The sequence below is a fragment of the Cupriavidus sp. GW823-FHT06D04 genome, from assembly GCF_058795055.1.
Genome location: NZ_JBXAHL010000040.1, coordinates 58400 through 75897, shown reverse-complemented (window position 1 = coordinate 75897; position 17498 = coordinate 58400). Strand labels below are relative to the sequence as shown.

15 protein-coding genes and 1 pseudogene are annotated in these 17498 nt (G+C 60.9%); 8 read left to right on the top strand and 8 right to left on the bottom strand.

What is annotated here, in order from left to right:
- Nucleotides 1-221 precede the first annotated feature (221 nt).
- Both AC1Q7H_RS33035 and AC1Q7H_RS33030 read left to right on the top strand, forming a co-directional pair.
- Nucleotides 222-1067 (top strand): 3'-5' exonuclease, encoded by an 846-nt coding sequence (locus AC1Q7H_RS33035; RefSeq protein ID WP_492316560.1) that lies wholly within the window; start codon nucleotides 222-224, stop codon nucleotides 1065-1067.
- Between the two features lie 386 nt (nucleotides 1068-1453).
- Entirely contained in the window at nucleotides 1454-2677 is a 1224-nt protein-coding gene (locus tag AC1Q7H_RS33030; RefSeq protein WP_492316559.1) for an ISL3 family transposase, read from the top strand.
- 304 nt (nucleotides 2678-2981) lie between these two features.
- Here AC1Q7H_RS33030 and AC1Q7H_RS33025 read toward each other — a convergent pair whose 3' ends face one another.
- Both AC1Q7H_RS33025 and AC1Q7H_RS33020 read right to left on the bottom strand, forming a co-directional pair.
- Nucleotides 2982-3221: a hypothetical protein gene (locus AC1Q7H_RS33025; RefSeq protein ID WP_492316558.1), complete on the bottom strand. Its 240-nt coding sequence runs from the start codon at nucleotides 3219-3221 to the stop codon at nucleotides 2982-2984.
- A pseudogene (locus tag AC1Q7H_RS33020) lies at nucleotides 3218-3433 on the bottom strand (hypothetical protein); the annotation flags it as partial. The gene AC1Q7H_RS33025 and the pseudogene AC1Q7H_RS33020, both read right to left, overlap by 4 nt.
- Before the next feature lie 171 nt (nucleotides 3434-3604).
- Between AC1Q7H_RS33020 and AC1Q7H_RS33015 the strand changes: the two are divergent.
- Genes AC1Q7H_RS33015 through AC1Q7H_RS33000 form a run of 4 tightly spaced genes read left to right on the top strand, consistent with a single transcriptional unit; the run spans nucleotide 3605 to nucleotide 8850 of the window.
- The gene (locus AC1Q7H_RS33015) at nucleotides 3605-4786 is read left to right on the top strand and encodes a tyrosine-type recombinase/integrase (protein WP_492382154.1); all 1182 of its coding nucleotides are present in this window, start codon (nucleotides 3605-3607) and stop codon (nucleotides 4784-4786) included.
- A gap of 7 nt (nucleotides 4787-4793) precedes the next feature.
- A complete protein-coding gene (locus AC1Q7H_RS33010) occupies nucleotides 4794-6422 on the top strand; it encodes a tyrosine-type recombinase/integrase (protein ID WP_492382153.1) in 1629 nt (542 codons plus the stop codon).
- Between the two features lie 9 nt (nucleotides 6423-6431).
- On the top strand, nucleotides 6432-8339 hold the full coding sequence (locus tag AC1Q7H_RS33005; RefSeq protein ID WP_492382152.1) for a site-specific integrase: 1908 nt from the start codon (nucleotides 6432-6434) through the stop codon (nucleotides 8337-8339).
- Nucleotides 8326-8850 carry a TetR family transcriptional regulator gene (locus AC1Q7H_RS33000; RefSeq protein WP_492382151.1) on the top strand — a complete coding sequence of 175 codons (525 nt, stop codon included), beginning with the start codon at nucleotides 8326-8328 and terminating at the stop codon, nucleotides 8848-8850. The genes AC1Q7H_RS33005 and AC1Q7H_RS33000 overlap by 14 nt, the downstream gene beginning before the upstream one ends.
- Nucleotides 8851-8935: 85 nt before the next feature.
- Here the strand turns inward: AC1Q7H_RS33000 and AC1Q7H_RS32995 are convergent, their stop codons facing one another.
- From AC1Q7H_RS32995 to AC1Q7H_RS32970, 6 genes are all read right to left on the bottom strand, one after another.
- Nucleotides 8936-11872 carry an SNF2-related protein gene (locus AC1Q7H_RS32995; RefSeq protein WP_492382150.1) on the bottom strand — a complete coding sequence of 979 codons (2937 nt, stop codon included), beginning with the start codon at nucleotides 11870-11872 and terminating at the stop codon, nucleotides 8936-8938.
- Nucleotides 11873-11959: 87 nt separating this feature from the next.
- On the bottom strand, nucleotides 11960-12667 hold the full coding sequence (locus AC1Q7H_RS32990) for a hypothetical protein (protein WP_492316556.1): 708 nt from the start codon (nucleotides 12665-12667) through the stop codon (nucleotides 11960-11962).
- A 61-nt stretch (nucleotides 12668-12728) separates the two neighbouring features.
- A complete protein-coding gene (locus AC1Q7H_RS32985) occupies nucleotides 12729-13514 on the bottom strand; it encodes a hypothetical protein (RefSeq protein WP_492316555.1) in 786 nt (261 codons plus the stop codon).
- Nucleotides 13515-13631: 117 nt separating this feature from the next.
- Entirely contained in the window at nucleotides 13632-14114 is a 483-nt protein-coding gene (locus AC1Q7H_RS32980) for a hypothetical protein (protein ID WP_492316554.1), read from the bottom strand.
- A gap of 83 nt (nucleotides 14115-14197) precedes the next feature.
- Nucleotides 14198-14440, bottom strand: coding sequence for a hypothetical protein (locus AC1Q7H_RS32975; RefSeq protein ID WP_492316553.1), 243 nt, complete (start codon nucleotides 14438-14440; stop codon nucleotides 14198-14200).
- A 466-nt stretch (nucleotides 14441-14906) separates the two neighbouring features.
- Nucleotides 14907-15386, bottom strand: coding sequence for a hypothetical protein (locus tag AC1Q7H_RS32970; RefSeq protein WP_492316552.1), 480 nt, complete (start codon nucleotides 15384-15386; stop codon nucleotides 14907-14909).
- Between the two features lie 188 nt (nucleotides 15387-15574).
- On the opposite strand from AC1Q7H_RS32970, the gene AC1Q7H_RS32965 reads away from it, so the two are divergent.
- On the top strand, nucleotides 15575-16018 hold the full coding sequence (locus AC1Q7H_RS32965; protein WP_492316551.1) for a hypothetical protein: 444 nt from the start codon (nucleotides 15575-15577) through the stop codon (nucleotides 16016-16018).
- A gap of 171 nt (nucleotides 16019-16189) precedes the next feature.
- A complete protein-coding gene (locus AC1Q7H_RS32960; RefSeq protein WP_492316550.1) occupies nucleotides 16190-17428 on the top strand; it encodes a DUF1173 family protein in 1239 nt (412 codons plus the stop codon).
- Nucleotides 17429-17498: the final 70 nt, after the last annotated feature.

Sequence of the window (17498 nt, the reverse complement as noted above, 5' to 3'; positions counted from 1 at the left end):
ATTGTGAAAAATAGCGAGCCCCTCAGGCTTGTAGAGGGAAGCTTCGCTTTTTACGCGGCTAGTACTTCAGCAGCCTGCTAGACAGTGCTGCGGCATTAATCCAAGAAAGCAGACTGGGTTTCCCGTACTTGCAGAATCATGAAGACAATTCGAGGCTGGGTTCGTTAAACATCGAGGAAACACCCCGCGGCTAACAACATCATTTTCCTCCGGAGGTATATATGTATCTCTTTGTCGACACCGAAACGAGCGGGTTGAGTCGAGCGACCAGCAGATCAGTACAAATTGCTTGGATTCTCTCGGATAAGCACGGACATGTCTTGATGGAAGAGAGTCATATTATTCGGCCCGTGGATTTTGAAATTGGGATCGGGGCGCAAAGGGTTCATGGAATTTCGAAGGCTAGAGCCATGCAGATTGGTGTTGGTATTGTGGACGTTCTCAAGTCATTTAAGCGTTCGCTCGATCAGTCTGTCGTGCTTGTGGGGCACAATATTCAATACGATGTCGCCATTCTGCAAAATGATATACGTGCATCTGGATTGGGTTTCTCCCTAATCGATATTCCAAACATATGCACAATGAAGGCGTCCACGAATTGGTGCCGGTTGTCGAAACTCAACGGCGCGCGTGGGTTTAAGTTCCCAACGCTGAATGAACTGCATTTTAGGTGCTTTGGCGAGCAATTTGATGGTGCCCATGATGCGCTCAAGGACATTAGAGCCACAAAACGCTGCTTCTTCAAGCTGATGGATTATAATATTATAGCGCCCTACAGGGTTGAAAACCAATTAAGATCAGGTGCGACGTCGCTATCCAGAGCAGCCTCCAGCAAAACAAAATTCGATTTACTCCATAGAAAATCAAATTCGCGCTTTAGCAAGAAAGATGTTCAGTTAGAACTCAATGTTTTGAAAAGCATTGATCGATTCACGCGGACGATGGCTGTGAACGGCGCTTGCCAGAAATGTGGAACTCGCTTCTCTGTCACATTGAGTCGCGGCGAGTCTTCTGCGCGCTGTCCAGAATGCTTTTCGTCAGTGATTTTTAGCGGTAACTGGTATTAGTGAGATCGCGCAGATCGGTGGTCGTCGCGGGTTTACGCACACCGTCCTTCCCCGGGTGCAACCCTGCCGTTCAAACTCGCGCCTCTGACCTCAGCGAAGCTGACCATAGCGACGGTTGGTCGATGATCGCGCCAGCGGCGGCTATGGCCGAGAAGCAACGCATCAACGCTGCAAAGTGAATGGCCGGTTCCCGAGAGGAACCGACGCCTGAAGGTCCGAGCGACGGTACGAGCGAATGACGCCTCATGGCCGTACTCGGCCTTCCCCGGAAATCGGAAAAAAATGGTTCTTCGCCGATCTGCGTGATCGTTTAGAAACAAAAAGGGCCAACCGCCCACCGCTGGTATCTTGGAGTTGCGACACAACAAGAATCAGGAAGGTAGAGGTTGGCCCCACGCGATTGTATGGCCCAGCTCGGCTGCTGGGAAGGCTATCGCTTGCGCGATAGCTGGGAGGAGACCCGTAATGGGCAGCGTTTTTGCATCATCCGGCTGGAACCCAAGGCACGTCGGAGGCGGTGCTGCGATGGCTGTGGTCGAGGTGTTAGCAGTATCCACGACCGAGTGGAGCGGCGCGTGCGGGATCTTCCGGTGTTCGAGATTCCGGTAGAGCTGGTCGTGCCGCGGCTTCGTCTAGCTTGCCGGCAATGTGGCCCGAAGCTGGAGCGCCTGGACTGGCTCGCGCCCTATGCGCGGGTCACGACGCGGTTAGCGGCCAGCGTAGCGCGACTGTGCAAGGTTATGTCGTTGCGCCATGTCGCGGGCTTCTACCGGTTGGCCTGGACGACGATCAAGCGCATCGATCTGCGCCATCTGGAGCAAGAACTGGGGCCGGTCGACCTACGTGGCGTCACGGTGATTGCGATGGACGAGTTTGCTATCCAGAAGGGCCATCGCTATGCCACGGTCATCGTCGAGCCTTCGAGCAAGCGGGTGCTCTGGGTTGGGCGCGGGCGCTCGCGTGAGGAAATCCGGCCATTCTTTAAGCTGCTTGGCCCTGAGGGCTGTGCCAGACTGCGCGCCGCGGTGATGGACATGAACACCGCCTACGATCTCGAAGTACGGATGCATTGCCCGCAAGCCGAGGTCGTTTATGACCTGTTCCATGTGGTGGCCAAGTACGGCAGGGAAGTCATAGACCGAGTCAGGGTCGATGAAGCCAATCGGCTGCGCGGCGACCGCGCCGCCCGCAAGGTGGTGAAGTCATCTCGCTGGTTGCTGCTGCGCAATCGGGAGAACGTCACGCGTGAGGCCGATCAGATCCGGCTTGAGGAAATACTGGCGGCCAATAAGGCACTGATGACCGTCTACGTGCTCAAGGACGACCTCAAGACGCTTTGGGCATATCGGCATCCCGGCTACGCCAGGCGCTTCTGGAATGAGTGGTACGGCCGGGCCATGGCCAGCGGCATCGCCCCACTATGCCTCTTCGCCAAACGGCTCAAGCCATACCTGCCAGGCATCCTCGCCCACAGCCGCTGGCCACTAGGGACCAATCTGGTGGAAGGCATCAACAACCGGATCAAGGTCATCAAACGCATGGCCTACGGCTTCCGGGATGACCATTACTTCTTCCTGAAGATCCGGGCAGCCTTCCCCGGAAATCGGTGAAGAACCAAAAAAATGCCCTCCATCTGGGGAGGGCGAGTACTACGGGTCACGGGGTCGTAGCAGGAGCGCTACAGGAGCCCATAGTAGCTGGCAATCCGGCCATTTCACCCGGCGTAAGCTCGCGAATTCGCTTGCGTTTCGACGGACAGCGCCATATTTGACGCCCCGCGGACAAAAAAAATGCCCTCCGGAAACCGGAGGGCGGACATCAAGGTATTGCGTTGGCGAGCACAGACCGTCGCTGCGACAGGACGGCCAGCACCTGGCCCCGGCCCACGGGACAGTCGGACTGCCCCTGCTCTCGCTATGCCTGCTGCCGCGGCCCGATCGGGCGCGACAGAAGCGTGGTAACGGCGCCGGCGACGTGCCAGCCGTCCAGCTCCGACTCGTGAATGTCGTGTACCAGTCGATCCAGGCAAATCACCTCGACCCCGTCGGCTTCGACGGTGCCCAGGATCTTCGCCACGGCGGTATCCCGGGTGCCGCGGCGCTTCACCGTGGCCACGCCTTCGCCGATGGCGATGGTGCAGGTTTCAGTCTTCATGCGGCCTCCTTGAGCAGTTCACGTTGATCCCGGGCCTTGCGGCCGTGTAGCTTGGCGAGATCGTCCACAAATTCGTCCAGTAGCGTGTCCATGTGCAGAAACGCCTCGTCCTCCAGTTCTGGCGTCGCCCAGTCCAGACCCGCCTCCATGGCGTCCCGTTTGTGCGCCACCATCTGGTCCTGGTAGGTGTCGATGCTCCCCGGCAGATGTTCTGCCAGCATAGGAGTGTTGCCTCTGTAATCGAGGGGCAGTAGCATGGCAGGCAGAACTGAGCGGTCTTGATTTTGCTGTTGTCGTGTTGCTTTTGTCCTTATGGGGTTGCCGCGCGTAGCGCGGCCCCTCCCCCGGAAAGCAGCCGACCTGAAATTCGTGACCACATGTCCGTGAGCTACTTTGCCTGGCAGGACGTTACAGTGCGCCTGATCTTCACAGACAACACGTTTTCCGTCGCTGGCGTCCCCGCGTCGGGTGTGCCATTTCTGATCGACGGAGAAGGGCAACTGGTCGAAGCAGCAAATCGCTACCTGTACTTCGTGTCGTGCATCAGCGGCCGAACACGAGCCGAGACAACCCGCCGGACCTACGCGGATCATCTGTACGACTTCTTCTCGTTCCTCGAAGAAAACGATCTTGCGTGGGATTCGGTCAATCGTTCATACCTCGCTGCGTGGCGCAACGGCATGCAGGAGCGCGGCCTGAAGCGGACGACATGCAACAGCCGCATCCGCACGGTTTCGGCGTTCTACACGTGGTGTCGCCGAACTAATCTGATTGACCGGCTTCCGTTCGACCGCAGCGAGATGCTGGTCGGAAAGCTCGGCGGGTTTCTCGCGCACGTCGATGCATCTGGTAACCGCGTTGATGCGAACGAGTTGACGTTGCCATCGACACGGCCGGTTCCGAAATTCTTATCGCTGCGCGACGCAGCGGCATTTATAGAATCGCTGTCGCCGGAGCGAACGAAGCTCATCGGGTGGCTGATGGTGCTCGCAGGCCTGCGCCGGGAAGAAGCCGCATGGCTCGATATTCGCGTGCTTCCGAATCTCGGCGGACATGATCCCACAAAGTCGATAAAGCTAACGCTCGATCCGGCCATCACGCGAACCAAGGGCTCGAAAGAACGGTGGGTGCAAATCCCGTATGAGTTGGCGGGCCACTTGCACGACTATATGACGCGCGAGCGACCGAAGCTCGCGAAAATGTACAGACAGCGCTACGGCCGGGAGACGACACGCCTCTTCCTGACTCGGAAGGGCGAAGAGCTCTCGCTGGATGGACTGGATGAACAGTTCAGGCAGGCCAGTCAGCGTTCCGGTATCCGATGTCATCCGCATAAGCTGCGGCATACCTTTGCCGTCCATGAACTGGTGAGAATGTCGGGAAAGCCGAGGATCAATGCATTGAAGTGGGTTAGCGATCGGCTCGGGCACGCCTCGGTCACGACCACAGAGGTCTACGTGAAGGCGGCAGATATCGTCACTCACGATGACACCGACGGGTACGTCGCCGAGATGTTGCAGGCGATGGCGCGGGGGTATAGCGATGATTGGCCGCAAACGCGTTGACCGCAGGATGAAACTCGCGAGCCTCGGCGCGCAGGTCATAGATCTTCCGCCGGGATGGCAATTCACAATCGACTGTCCGAACCACGGACTGATCCGTTTCGATTTCGAGCCGTTTTCGCTGGACGGGCGTCAAGAGCTCGCCGCCCAGTTCCGGGACGCTGTCTGGTCGCTTCGACTTCACCTACAGGGCACGACCCTGCGCAACTACATCCCGTGCGGCCTGCTTCCGTTCTGGCGGTTCCTCGATACGCTGCACGTCGAGACTGGGCGGCATATCGCGTGCCTTCGTGATATCGACGCCGCATTGATCCGCCAGTTTCTCGCATGGCTTGAACTTCAAACAGCAGCCAAAGGGAAAGATCGGGGTAAGCCGTGGTCGCTATCATCCAAGAAAGCGATGTTCGATCGGTTGAAATCCCTACTGGTGAACCGCCAGAAGCTAGCCCCAGACTTGGTGAATCCTGCCCTTTCGTTCCCGAAGAATCCATTTCCGCGCGTCAACATCGCTACTCCTCCGCGCGAGCCTTATACAGATAGCGAACTGCGCCGTATAGTCGGTGCAGTAAATTCGGATCTCCGCGCACTCGTCGAAAGCGGTCCTGGCGCATTGTCGTCGTTGCAGGTGCTTGCGGTATATCTGATCGCCCTCGCCGTCGCAACTGGCCGGAATCCGCAGGGCCTGCTCGATCTCCGCCGTGATGGCATTCGCCCGCACCCGCTCGCTGATCGCGAGGTATTAGTTACGGAGAAGCGTCGGGGCCACTCGACCCAGGTTACTTCGTATAGCAAGGACCGTGACGAGTCATTCGGATCGGATCAGGTTACGACGATCCCACTGAGTGTCGGGAGCTACGTGCGTGCCGCAATGGAATACACGGCGCCACTAGTGGCGGATGCGTCTGAACGAAATGCCGACTTCATCTTTCTTCACAGGATGGAGCGGGGGGCGCGAACCGGCGAAGTTCGCAAGCTGGATATCCGCAGATTCAACCGCGCGGCGGAGAGCTTCGTTCTCCGGCATGGCCTCAAGGATGACCAAGGCCAGCCACTGGCGTTGTACCTTGCACGGTTGCGTCCGACGTTCGGGACGCGGCTCTATGAGCGAACGCGCGACGTGCGGAAGGTACAGCAAGCGCTGGGCCATTCGAGCCCGCAGGTAACAGCGCGGCATTACATCGCTCTGCCCGAAACAGCGCACCGAGATCATACGTTTGTTGGACAGGCAATGGTTGGTTGGGTAACTAGGCAGGACGAGCAGGATGCAGTATTGCTCGCCGCAGACGGGAAGATCCCCCTAGCCGATGCACGCGAATTGCTTAAGGGTGGGTATAACACGCTTGTCGCGCGGTGCCGGAATCCCTTTCGCGAAAACGGAGCAACGTGCAGTAAGTATCTTCCATGCTTCACCTGTCCCCAGATGGTTGTGTTCGAGGACGATCTGTGGAGGCTGTTCAGTTTCTACTACAAGCTCCTTCAGGAGCGCGTCAGGATGAATCCGAACGACTGGCTGCAAACCTATGGGCCAGTCATCAGGATCATAGACAACGAAATTACACCGAATTTCCCGACCGAAAAGGTTGAAGACGCCAAGCGACGCGCGCAAGAATCACCTCATCCGGCATGGGCACGAGATTGACAGTCCTTCATGAACACAAATTTGATCCCATTCCCCTCAATACGTGATCTGCCGATCGACGAAAAGCTGCGATGGCCGGTCTCAGTCGCACTGATGCCGGGTGGTGAGCAGTTGGTCGTCAGTAGGTACCACGACAACGTATGGGATTTCTGGCCCTATCTACCTCACGAGAACAAGCACAATGCCGAGAAGCGAATTGATTGGTCAATCGATCTTGGGAATGGTTCACGGCTAACCGATCCCGAGAATGCCGGGCTTCTCAGGTCCTCCAAGGATTTCTTATGGTCGTATTTTTCCGAGCCTGTTGAAGGGCGAAAGCGACCTGGGATGACCACTGTTGTGGAGCTTTTCAACAGCCCGTTGCGGATACTACTGAAATGGATGGTCAGCCGTGGATATACCCAGTTCCGACAGATCGATGGATTCACGATGGAATTCGTTGCCCACGCCAGGACTGGCGTGAGCATGAAAACCGCACGGGAACGGCTTGGCCTGTTGGAGACGCTGTACCTGCAACGCAAGAAGTTGTCCGATGCATTGCAATTGCATCCGTGGCCGTTCGACACGGCCGGGCACCTGTCTGGAGTACTTTCTTCGCCGAACAGGTATAAGCCGAAGACGCCCCTTATCCCCGACGGGGTCTTGCGCAAGCTCGGGAAAGTCGCCATCGACTATGTTGAGCACCGTGCAACGAAGATTCTCGACGTGCGGGATCAACTTGCCGGATGTGAACACAAGCAGGTATCTCTTCCGAAGAGCGGTGGCAAGCCATGGCAGGTTACGGTAGTTGCTCGGTCACTGGGATACTCGACAGCTCGCGAACATTCTCGGGATCTCATCAGCCTGAAGACGGCGTGCTACGTCGTGATCGGAATGTTCTCCGGCATTCGCGATAGCGAATTGTTGTCCCTCTCAACGAACTGCATAGTTCATGGCCATTCGCGAGATGGTGTTGAACTCAGATGGCTGCATGGCACAATCTACAAAACCGGTGTCCGTCCTAAGAGGTGGGTGGTGCCTCCCATTGTCGAGACGGCTGTCCGTGTGATGGAGAGGCTGTCTGAGCCGCTGCGCGCAATGCTGTTGGTAGAAGAGCAACAACTCATCGCTCTGGCTGAGCGCTCGGTCGCGCAGATGAAGCGGCTGCAGACGGTCCGCAATCAGAAAGACAAATTGTTTCTTGGCGTTGGAAACCGTTCAGAGAAGCGGATCGCCGTCATAGGTAACAGCGTGTCAACCTATCACTTGAAGCAGTTTTGCGAGCGCCATGCGATCGCCGGCGATAATGGGGAGCCGTGGCCGCTCGCACCGCATCAGTTCCGACGAACGTTCGCCTACAACTATGCCAAGAACCAGATGGGTGATCTGTTGTACCTGAAGGAGCATTTCGGGCATTTCGCGCTCGATATGACGCTGCTATATGCCGACGAGGGCACGGATGAATACGAGGCTGATTCCGATCTCGTGACTATGATTGCGAACGCGAAACATGATCGCCATGTCGAGATCCTGTCGAACATCGTCGATAGCGACAGGCCCGTTGCGAACGGGTCAACGTGGGTTGGCGAGTGGCGAAGAACGATCCGGACTGCGGCCAATAAGGAGCAGTTGATCGCGGAGTTGGCCGATACCATATCATTGACTGGGACCGGACATAGCTGGTGCGCCGGGAGCGCGAAAGGAACAGGATGCGGCAGCCGTTGCCTGTTTGAGCCGGACATGTGCGTGGACTGCAATTGGGCGATCATTGGCGTCGAGCACCTTCCTGTATGGCAGGAAATTGCACGTCAGCAGGAGACCGTCATCGCCTGCCAGGATATCGGTCTGCCAGGAAAGGTGCGCGCCCAGCGGATTCTGACGAAGGCACGGGAAACCATCGCCAAGCTCGAAGGGGAAGTCAGTCATGCCGAAGGCTAAACTCCCTCGTACCGGAAACCCAGCGTCTCTGGTCGAACACAAAGCACGATCAGTTAACGCAACACGGGAGTTGCTCGAACTCGCGTTGGCGCGAATTCTTGTCGGGGAGCCGAAGCGGGTCAAGCCCGGTACGGCCGTGTCCGTGCTGTCGGTGGCAAAAGAGGCTCAGGTTAATCGATCGACGCTATATCGCTATCACGAGGATTTTCTCGACAAGCTAAAGAGAACCGGCAACACGATGACGGACTCGTCGATGGAATCCAAGCGCGGTGAACTGACTCGCACGCAAGCGAGGGCGCGAGAGTATAGAAACATTGCTGAAGATCTTCAGGCTGAACTGGAAGCAGTTGCCCGGCAAAACTATGCGCTATCGCACAGGGTCCAGGAGCTTGAAGGGCTGCTCCTCGTGCGCGAGGCCGCGATCGCAGACCTTCAGGCGCGGATACGTGATAACGATAACGAAGACGTCGTCAGGTTGCATCGCGGTCCATCGCAAGCTCGGAAGAACTAAAGTACTGCTGCACCACTTTGCAACGCCGAGATAAAGAGAAGAGCGAATCCGAGGCCCATCTGTTGCCGATCCGTTGCATAGTCCTTCACCCCTTACAGGCGAGCGTCTCACCAATGCGCATCACTGTCGCCCCGTGGGAGAACAGGTGGAAGTACAGGACCTTCAACTGCCCCTTCCGGTTCCAGCGCAGCGCACGCCGCATCGCCTGATACTCGATGCGCCATGTCCACGAACGGTCATAGAAGAGGACGTAGTCGGCATTGGGCAGGTTGTAGCCAGCCCGCCCCGACGCCTTGGTGCATAGCAGCCCGGTGGCATTTCCGCCGACGAACCGCTTGTCCTTGTCGGCCACGCGCTTCGCAATCGGAATCCCGCCGTGGAACCGCACCGTCTCCACCCCCTTCGCCTTCAACTGACTGGCGATGAGGTTGATGACGCCTGGGTTCTCGGCAAACAGGATGGCCTGCTTGCCCTCCCCGGCGATGGCTTCCATCCGCTCGACGACCGCCCGCTGCTTGCTGGTCAGCTGCCCCAGCGCTCCAACGCCATCCACCCCATGCTGCGGGTAGTTGGCGGCGAAATGCACGGCGCGGATACGGGCCAGAATGGCGATCAGGTTGTTCGGCCGGCCGTCCTTGCGTATCTCCCGGTACCACTGGGCAAACTCGTCCGCAGTACGCAGGTACAGCGACAGATGCGCCGGATCCCAGGGCGTCTCGACCATCTCGACCGCGGGCGGCTCGATGCGGATATAGCGCGCCACATCGGGCTCGCACACCAGCCGGCGCTTCACATGCGGCGCCAGCATCTGCCGGTACCGTGGCAGGTTGCCGATCTTGGGCACTTCGCGCTTGGCCCCGTCCTGCAGGCTTTCGGCGAATTCCCAGGTCACCCACTCCAGCACCACGAAGTCGCTGCGGAAGCGGTCGATGCCGCGCTCGGCATGCTGCACCGAGGCGAGCCAGTTCGCTTCCAGGTAGCCACGCCGGTAGCCATACGGCTGGGCCGCCGTGCCGTCACCGCCCGTGAACGCGATCAGTCCGAAGATATCGCGCGGGTAGTTGGCAATCGGGCTGCCGGTCAGGATGTAACGCCGCTTCGCCGATAGCTGCCAGAGCGCACGGCTCTGGTCGCTGTTCGGATTGGACAGGCGCTCGCCCTCATCGGCCACCAGCAGGCCAATGCGACGGCGCAACCGATGCGCGTAGGTGACGCGGCGCGAAGCCTGCCGGTCGACAGGCATGCGCAAGCGCTCATAGGCGATCAGGTTGATGCGGCCAAGCCGCACCAGATCCTCCGGCGACTGAATCACATGCACGTCCGAAGCCGGCATGACCTGCTCCAGCTCGGCGCGCATCTCGGCAATGAGACGAGCCTCCACCACGATCAGGCCGTGCTTGACGCCCGACAGCAGAATCAGGCCGGCCGCGAGACGCGACTTGCCACAGCCCTGCTCCCACGCCGCTACCGCACCGTTGGGCTTGAGCAGCAACTCGACCAGGTCCTCCTGTTGGAACTGCCAGTCCAGCCAGCGCTCGATGCCCAGCGCCAGCAGCCGCTTGCGCAGCCGCTCGGCCTGCTCGGGGTAGCGCCTGGCCAGCCCCTCGTGGACGATCTCCCACGCCTGCGCCGATTTCTCGACGCTGTAGCGGGTGGTGATCTCGTCCAACGAGACGACGTAGCCCTTGTCGCGCACCTGGTACTGGTAGCGGCCATCGGTCTGCCGATCGAAGCGCACCTCCTGGCCAGCCTTGATGACCGGGCCTCCCCACAGGGTCGGGTCAACGACATGCGTTTTCGTCGCCGTACCCGTAAGGGTATTGGCGGCACCTACCCCCGTCGTCCAGACCGCATGGCGCAACGGCAACGCTTGCCGCTGGCTACGACGCAGGCGCCGGCGGAAGTGCTCGAGAAAGCCCTGTGCAAACTCAGGCTCGCCGCCGGCGGCTTTCACCAAGCCGACGAGCTCGCCCAAGGCCCCGATCGGATCGGGCTGCACCAGATAGGCTTCCAGATCCAGCCGGCCCGTGCCGGCGTAGCGAAAGCCACGCGGCAGGCGCTGCCCTTCCAGCGACACGATGCGGCGCTCCAGCACACGGTTGAGCACCATCGCCTCGACGAACCCACAGTCGAAACCAAGCACGATGCGGCGGCCGTCATGCGAGATGCGTACCCGTTTCTGCGAGGTCACCGGGCGCGTGATGGCCGGCCCTTCGTCGTCCAGCAGCTGGTGACTCAGCCGCGGTTCGCCGTACAGGCGATCCTCCGCTTGCAGTTCCAGTGTGGGCAACGGTTGCGCCAGATCCGACACGGCTTGCCGCACGAAATCGCTGGCTCGCCTCCGGAAGCGCGCGAACACCGCAATAGAGGTGCGCACCTCGGCGCCTTCCTCGCGGAAGGCGTTTGCCGGCAGGTCGAACACGCCGACGACACGCCTTGCGGCATCGCTGAAGGGCTCGCCATGACCGATGATCCGGCCGGCGAACTTGTCGACAAAAGTCGTCGGCAGCAGTGCCACCACGATCTGCGCCGCGTCGAGCGCCTGTGAGAGCGCATATTCATGGCTCAGGGCGCTAGTGTTGGCCCCGAACCGTCCCCAAGTGGTGCAGTCGTAGGCCTTCAGGTGCGGCGATTCGAGGTGGATGGAGAACGGCGGATTGATGAGGGCCGCATCGAAGCGCTTCGGATGGATTTCCTCCATGCCGGCGTGCCGAAAGCTGCCGTCAAAACCAGCCGCCTCGACGGCTTGCTGAACCGCCTCGATCGTTGGTCGGTGCACGTCCACGCCATACAGGCTGTGCGTGCCCGGGTCCGCGAACTGCAGCAGGCGGGCCGAACCGACCGAGTTGTCCAGAATCGACACCTTCCGGTTTGGCTGCCAGGCGGCCACCACGCCCCACATCAGGTGGGCAATGGCATCGGGAGTGAAGAACTGGGACAGATGGCGCTGACGCGCCGCGTGTAACTCGCCCATGTGGGCGATCTTCTCGGCCTGGGAGCCAAGACTGACGATCGCCCGCAAGGGCGCGTACCAGGTAGACATGATGGGTTCCAGAAAAGAAAAAGCCCCGTCGGTGACGGGGCGTTAAGGGGATGCAAGCCGTGGCGGCTATGCGAACTGAGGTGCTATGCCGACGTGCCGCTGGACAAACGCCAGAAGCGTGTCCACAACAGGCGTGGCGAATCGCAACTCCCAGTAGTCGTTGTACTGAATGACGTCGAGCCCTGGGAAGGTGCGCCGCTGCTGCGACTGAAACACGTCGGCCGGATGAAACTGCGCTAGGCAGCTCGCCAGCACGGTGTGGCCATTGTGGCGTGCAAAGACCGCCAGAGCCGCGAATGCCTGCGTGACAGGCTCCAATGAGCCGAAATGCAGTTGCCGCGAGGGCCGCGTTGCACTGCTCACCGTCTCCGATACAGCCATGAGCCTGAGCCGAACGAAGGCGGCGGAGCGGCGCACGGCCGAACTGCTGGCCAGGCCGAAGGCACGGAAGAGCGTGGCCGCCGTTTGCAGCTCGGCCTTCGCCGGCCCGTCGGCCTCATAGGTCTGGCGCAGCAGATTCCAGAAGCGATCGAGGTCCGGCACAACGCCGGCCCGGATGGCTTCCCAGACATTGGGATAACCGTCGATGGGCAGGCGTGTTTCGTCAATGGCGATAGGCGCGCCGGCGAGGCCAAATTCGACGCTCGCCCGCTGGATGATCTCTGCCACCTGCTTCCGGCAGAACCGCTTGAGTTCGATCGACGCTGATGCAATTGCTTGGACTCCGGCCGCTCTCTCTCCTGCGCGGAATGCCTCAATGCGTGCGTTGTACATGTACTTCTACTCCGATATGACGGGGCGCCCGCAGGCGCCACCCAGAAAGTTTACATGGCAACTAGGCGGCTTCCTGCATGAACGCCTCGCCGTACTCGCCGAGGAAGAGCAACAAGTCGTCGGCGACCTGGTGGGAGAACTTAAACTCCCACGCTTCCTTGAAAAACACGATGTCGAGACCGGGGTAGCTTTGCTTCTCGCGGTAGTTGTATTCGACGTCGTGCACGTTCACGCGGTTGAGCCCGGCCGCCAGCAGGTGATGCCCAGCCTTGGCTGCAAACGTGGCAAGGCCAGACAGGCAGTCCGCCGTGCTCTGGCAGCTGTAGTAGCCGACCTTGCGCGACGATCGTCGATAGCAGGCCTCGGAAATGACAGACTTGCGCAGCACCACGGCCGAAGCGGTACGCAGGACCTCGCGCCGGCGGCTGAGACCGAACCCAGAAGTGATCCGCTGGGCGGCCTGCTGATAGGCCAGCTCCGCCCCGCCATGACCGCCGTAGCGACGGGCCATCGATGCCCAGAGTCCGTCAATGTCGGGGATCTTCCCTGCCTTCAGGGCCTCGTCGATATCCAGTCCGGCGCGTTCATACTCGTCCTGGTTGGCAATATCCAGCCGAGCGCCAGGCGGAGCGAATTCGCGGCGCGCGCGATTCACGACGCCGCCAGCGACCGAGCGGCAGAAGCTCTGTAGCTCTTTCTCCGTACGGTATTCGCTGCGAAGCTCCACCGACTTGTAGTGGTCGGGAATAGCGGCCACGGTTTCGCGCTCGAAAGCTGCGGCCGCGGCGTACGCGGCGTGGGCCGCCTTCTGCGCTGCGATGAACTGCTCAATGATTCGCTTGTACATGGAAGGTCTCTCAAAGATGGGATGGGAGACCACCCAACGGGAGTCTCCCGAAGGGGTAAAAGGTGGGGCTATAGGTCGATGCGCTCGGCTATGCCGAAGTCGTCCGCCCAGACTGGATCAGTGCAGGGCCAGTGCCGGGCCGGTAGGCATCGGCACGACGCCAAGCGCCAGCCAGTGCGCGACCGGATGATCCGGGAACTCCGGAATCGACCCGAGGCGATACAGCATCGGCACGTCCTGCAGTTCGCACTCGCCGTCCTGCAACAGGCGGCGGTAGCGATAGCTCAGGCGCAGCCAGGCCAGCTCGGCGCGGGCGACGTGATCCCACTGCGCGGGCAGGCGGGATGCATCGAACAAAGCATGGCCTGCCGCGTTCATGCAGGCTACTACTTCGTGATAGCGACCGAGATCGTGAGGGAAGCCCCGGCGCACGAAGGTCAGGACTTCGGGCGCGTGGACGCCGAAGATCCGGCCTAGTTGGCGGATATAGACCGCGCACTCTATAGGCGAGCGTTCGGCATAGTCATCGCTGCCGACCTGCGCGCATGCTTCGTCCCACGGAGAGGGGCCGACTTCGATTTCGAGGAATTTCTGGAACATGGCGTTTCCTTGGATCACGCGGGGAAACGCCCCAACCGGGAGCATTCCCCAGTGGGTTGATGATGGGCTGACGCGCGTGGCGCTCAGCCGGCGATGGTGGATTCGGCTTCCGGCATCGGTCGCAGCACGCTGCCATCGCGCTGCATCGCGTAGCTGGTGGCAAGCAGCCAGCCAACGAACAGCAATGCGGTAAGCAAAATGCAGACGGCGAGTTGGAACGCAAGCAGCCATGCGTCCTCGGTGGTCATCGAGAAGGCGAAGGCCAGGGCAAAGATGCATCCCACTGCCGACAAAGCGAAAGCGGAAAAGCGGTCGATGGTGGACATAAGACAGGCTCCAAAGGGCGAAGACGGAGCCTGCCCATCGAGGACAAGGCCCCAACGGGAAAGAGTGTGGTCGAGAAGGAGGGCCGCAGAGGCGGCCCGAGGCGTCAGCCCAAAGCTTGGACGTAACGCGTGTGCGAGGAATAGGCAACCAACCAGGCCGCGACGATCAGGCTACCGATCATCGCGCAGCAAGTCAGTTGCAGGTACAACAGACCTGAGTCGACGGTTGTGACCGTGAAACCCAGTGCGGCAAAAAAGTTGAAACAATGGCCAGAACAGCCATGGGGGTGCCGCGATAGTGGATAAACATGGTGGCTCCAACGAAAGATGGAGCCGTGCCCATGGGGACATGGCCCCAATGGGTGAGAAAAAAGCTGTGCCGAGGATTCGGCGGTGTCGATGCGTCATGGACGCTGAAGTAGCCCGCAGGATACCGCAAAGCGCGCCGCCGAGAAAGGCTCTGGCGCTACTTCAGGGCAATGCCCGCCTTGCGCAGCCGGTTGACGACATTCCAGCGATAGCGCGCCGCCTCGGCCGGGTCCTGCACGGATGCGTAGTCGGGCATGCGCTCATTGCCCCGCTTGCCGCCTGGCCTCTCAAAGCTCACAACTTCCACGCCGTGAATCGCGCCTTGAAACTCCGTGAGCGACCAGGACACTTCGTACGTCGCGATGGTGTCCCAACGAGCCGGGAGGGAATCGTGGTCGAACCAGACCTCGCCAATGCAGTCCAGGATTGCCGTGACCGTGTATTGGGTGCCGGCGCCGGACGGGACGGCGCGGATCTCGAAGCGCAGCACATCGCCCGGCGGATGCCAGAACACCCGATCCAGCATCCGTCGATAGGCCTGCGCGTGGATGGTGGCCAGCTCGCGGTAGTACGGCTCGCCGGGAGCGGCGAGCGCCCGCTCGTCGCGGGGCCGGGTGCCGAGGTCGACTTCCATCATGGGATGCGGTTCAAGGGCAGATTAGCCGGTCAACCGGCGTAAGAGAGGCGAAATGATACGTCATTCCCCAGATCAGACCGGCCGATTCGCCCCGACAATGGTGACTGCCGCAATGGGTCCGCCCGCCGCCTTGACTTTGCGCAGGGCCGGCTAAGCTGGATTCGTTGAGCATCCAGCCGAGCCAGACCATGTGCTTCACACGCCAAGAACGCTACAACCCAATTGCCTTCACCGCCCGCCGCCAGGCTGCCTTCACCCGCAAGCAGGCACGCGAGCGCGAGCGCTATCCGCTGCTGGCCGACCACGTGGCCGCCGAACAACATTCGGTGGAAGAAGAGATTGCACGGCGCACGGTGCGCACCGATTCCTGCGAGCAAAGGATGCGCGCTTACTACGCGCGCAACTGGCGAGACGCCCGCAGGATCTACTTTGCCCAACCGGAGGCCGTGCGGGCCGTGATCCGCGCGAAGTGGTCGGCATGGGTCGGCCCGACCACCTCTACGTACTTTGCGTGGATGGTCGACGTGGAGAGTGGCAACCAGGCACGCCGCGTCGCCGAGTGCCGCGCCCGGGATGCCGCCGCACGCGCAGCATGCCCAGTGCTGCCGGCGCAAGAACCGTTGGCCATCTGACGTGCGACCGACCGACGAACTGGATGCTGTGGCCGCGGTCACCGCTGGCGGCCCGGTCAAGGCCTACGCCGGCGCTGGCAAAACCACCTTTCTACGCATGGCCTCCGAAGCGCGCCCGCGCCGGCATTCCGCGATGGCCGTGTCCGACACGATGGATAGGAGAACAACCGGATGATCACCGTTCGCATTGGCAGCGAGGAACACGACCTGGAACGCGTGCTGGATTCACCCGCAGACTACGCCCGCGTGCTGGACCGCGCCAAGACCCACCAAGGTTTTGCCGAATGCGGCTACAGCATGGTCTCGCCGCGCCCGAAGCTGGTGATCCGCCGCCACGGCAAGATCTTCATTCTCGCCCGTTGGCCGGACGATCCTGCCCCGCACCGCGAAGGCTATCCATTCCTCAACCGGTTTAACCGGTCAAACGGTGCGGCCAGCGCGCACGATGCGTTCCCGTCCGCCGACGGCACCCACGATGTTCGCCTCGATGTATCCCTGAAGGTCGCCGCCGGCGGGCAGACCGCCAGCAAGCGCCAGCCGTCCTCGTCCGCCTCGCGCAGCCAGCGCCGCGCCGCCCCGCTGCTGGCGTTCCTGCAATACGCCTGGCAGTCCGCGGGCCTTCACGTGTGGCCGGGGTATGGCCGCCGCGGCTGGAATGCCTGCTGGTCGCGGGTGGTGGCCGAACTCGCCGAGTGCAAGATCAACGGTCGCTCCGGCAGCGAGGTCCTGCATGTGATGGAGCGCTGGGACGAGGCCCGCAAGGCCGAACAGACAGCGGAACTCGAAGCCTTCCACGACCGCGCCAGTACCGGCAAGGACGGCTACCAGCGCGGCCTCATCATCGGGGAGGTCGATGCGCTGCAGCCTAGCCCCCATGGCGGCCGGCTCAAGCTGCGCCAGGCCCGGCACTGGTATTTCCTGTCCGACGACCTGTATAAGCAGTTCCAGCGCAAGTACGCAGTGGCGATTGCCGGGATCGGGCGGGAGGACAGCCGCTGCGTGGCCGTGCTCGCGTTCGAAAAGTCGCGCCAGGGCTATCTGAACGTGATGGACGTGGCCGCCATGCTCGCCAACGCCCAGTTCATCCCCTGCGATTCCACCTACGAGGTGGCGATGGCCGACCGCCTGATAGGCGCGGGCCGCGCCTTCGAGAAGCCTCTGCGGCACGTCGATCATGCACCCGTGCATCCCGATTTCCGGCTCACGGACACCACGCCCGAGACCGTGATCGAGGTGCTTGGCCTGGCCGGCAACCCGGAGTACGACCAGCGCATGGCTGAGAAACGCGCCTACTACGGGCAGGCGGACATTCCCCTCGTTGAATGGGTTCCCGGCACGCAGCCGCTGGACGCGCTCAAGCTGCCGCCCGCGACGCGACGTCAGTCAAGGGCCGCGGCCACGGCGACTTGACTTTCGTGTTGGGGCGCTACGCTGGTGCCGATCCTTCTCACCCCAGCACAACACTGCACTCAGGAATATG

Coding starts and splice junctions, on each gene's coding strand:
- AC1Q7H_RS33035 (WP_492316560.1), top strand. CDS start 222: ATGTATCTCTTTGTCGACACCGAAACGAGCGGGTTGAGTCGAGCGACC.
- AC1Q7H_RS33025 (WP_492316558.1), bottom strand. CDS start 3,221: ATGAAGACTGAAACCTGCACCATCGCCATCGGCGAAGGCGTGGCCACG.
- AC1Q7H_RS33010 (WP_492382153.1), top strand. CDS start 4,794: ATGAAACTCGCGAGCCTCGGCGCGCAGGTCATAGATCTTCCGCCGGGA.
- AC1Q7H_RS33005 (WP_492382152.1), top strand. CDS start 6,432: ATGAACACAAATTTGATCCCATTCCCCTCAATACGTGATCTGCCGATC.
- AC1Q7H_RS33000 (WP_492382151.1), top strand. CDS start 8,326: ATGCCGAAGGCTAAACTCCCTCGTACCGGAAACCCAGCGTCTCTGGTC.
- AC1Q7H_RS32990 (WP_492316556.1), bottom strand. CDS start 12,667: ATGTACAACGCACGCATTGAGGCATTCCGCGCAGGAGAGAGAGCGGCC.
- AC1Q7H_RS32985 (WP_492316555.1), bottom strand. CDS start 13,514: ATGTACAAGCGAATCATTGAGCAGTTCATCGCAGCGCAGAAGGCGGCC.
- AC1Q7H_RS32980 (WP_492316554.1), bottom strand. CDS start 14,114: ATGTTCCAGAAATTCCTCGAAATCGAAGTCGGCCCCTCTCCGTGGGAC.
- AC1Q7H_RS32975 (WP_492316553.1), bottom strand. CDS start 14,440: ATGTCCACCATCGACCGCTTTTCCGCTTTCGCTTTGTCGGCAGTGGGA.
- AC1Q7H_RS32970 (WP_492316552.1), bottom strand. CDS start 15,386: ATGATGGAAGTCGACCTCGGCACCCGGCCCCGCGACGAGCGGGCGCTC.
- AC1Q7H_RS32965 (WP_492316551.1), top strand. CDS start 15,575: ATGTGCTTCACACGCCAAGAACGCTACAACCCAATTGCCTTCACCGCC.
- AC1Q7H_RS32960 (WP_492316550.1), top strand. CDS start 16,190: ATGATCACCGTTCGCATTGGCAGCGAGGAACACGACCTGGAACGCGTG.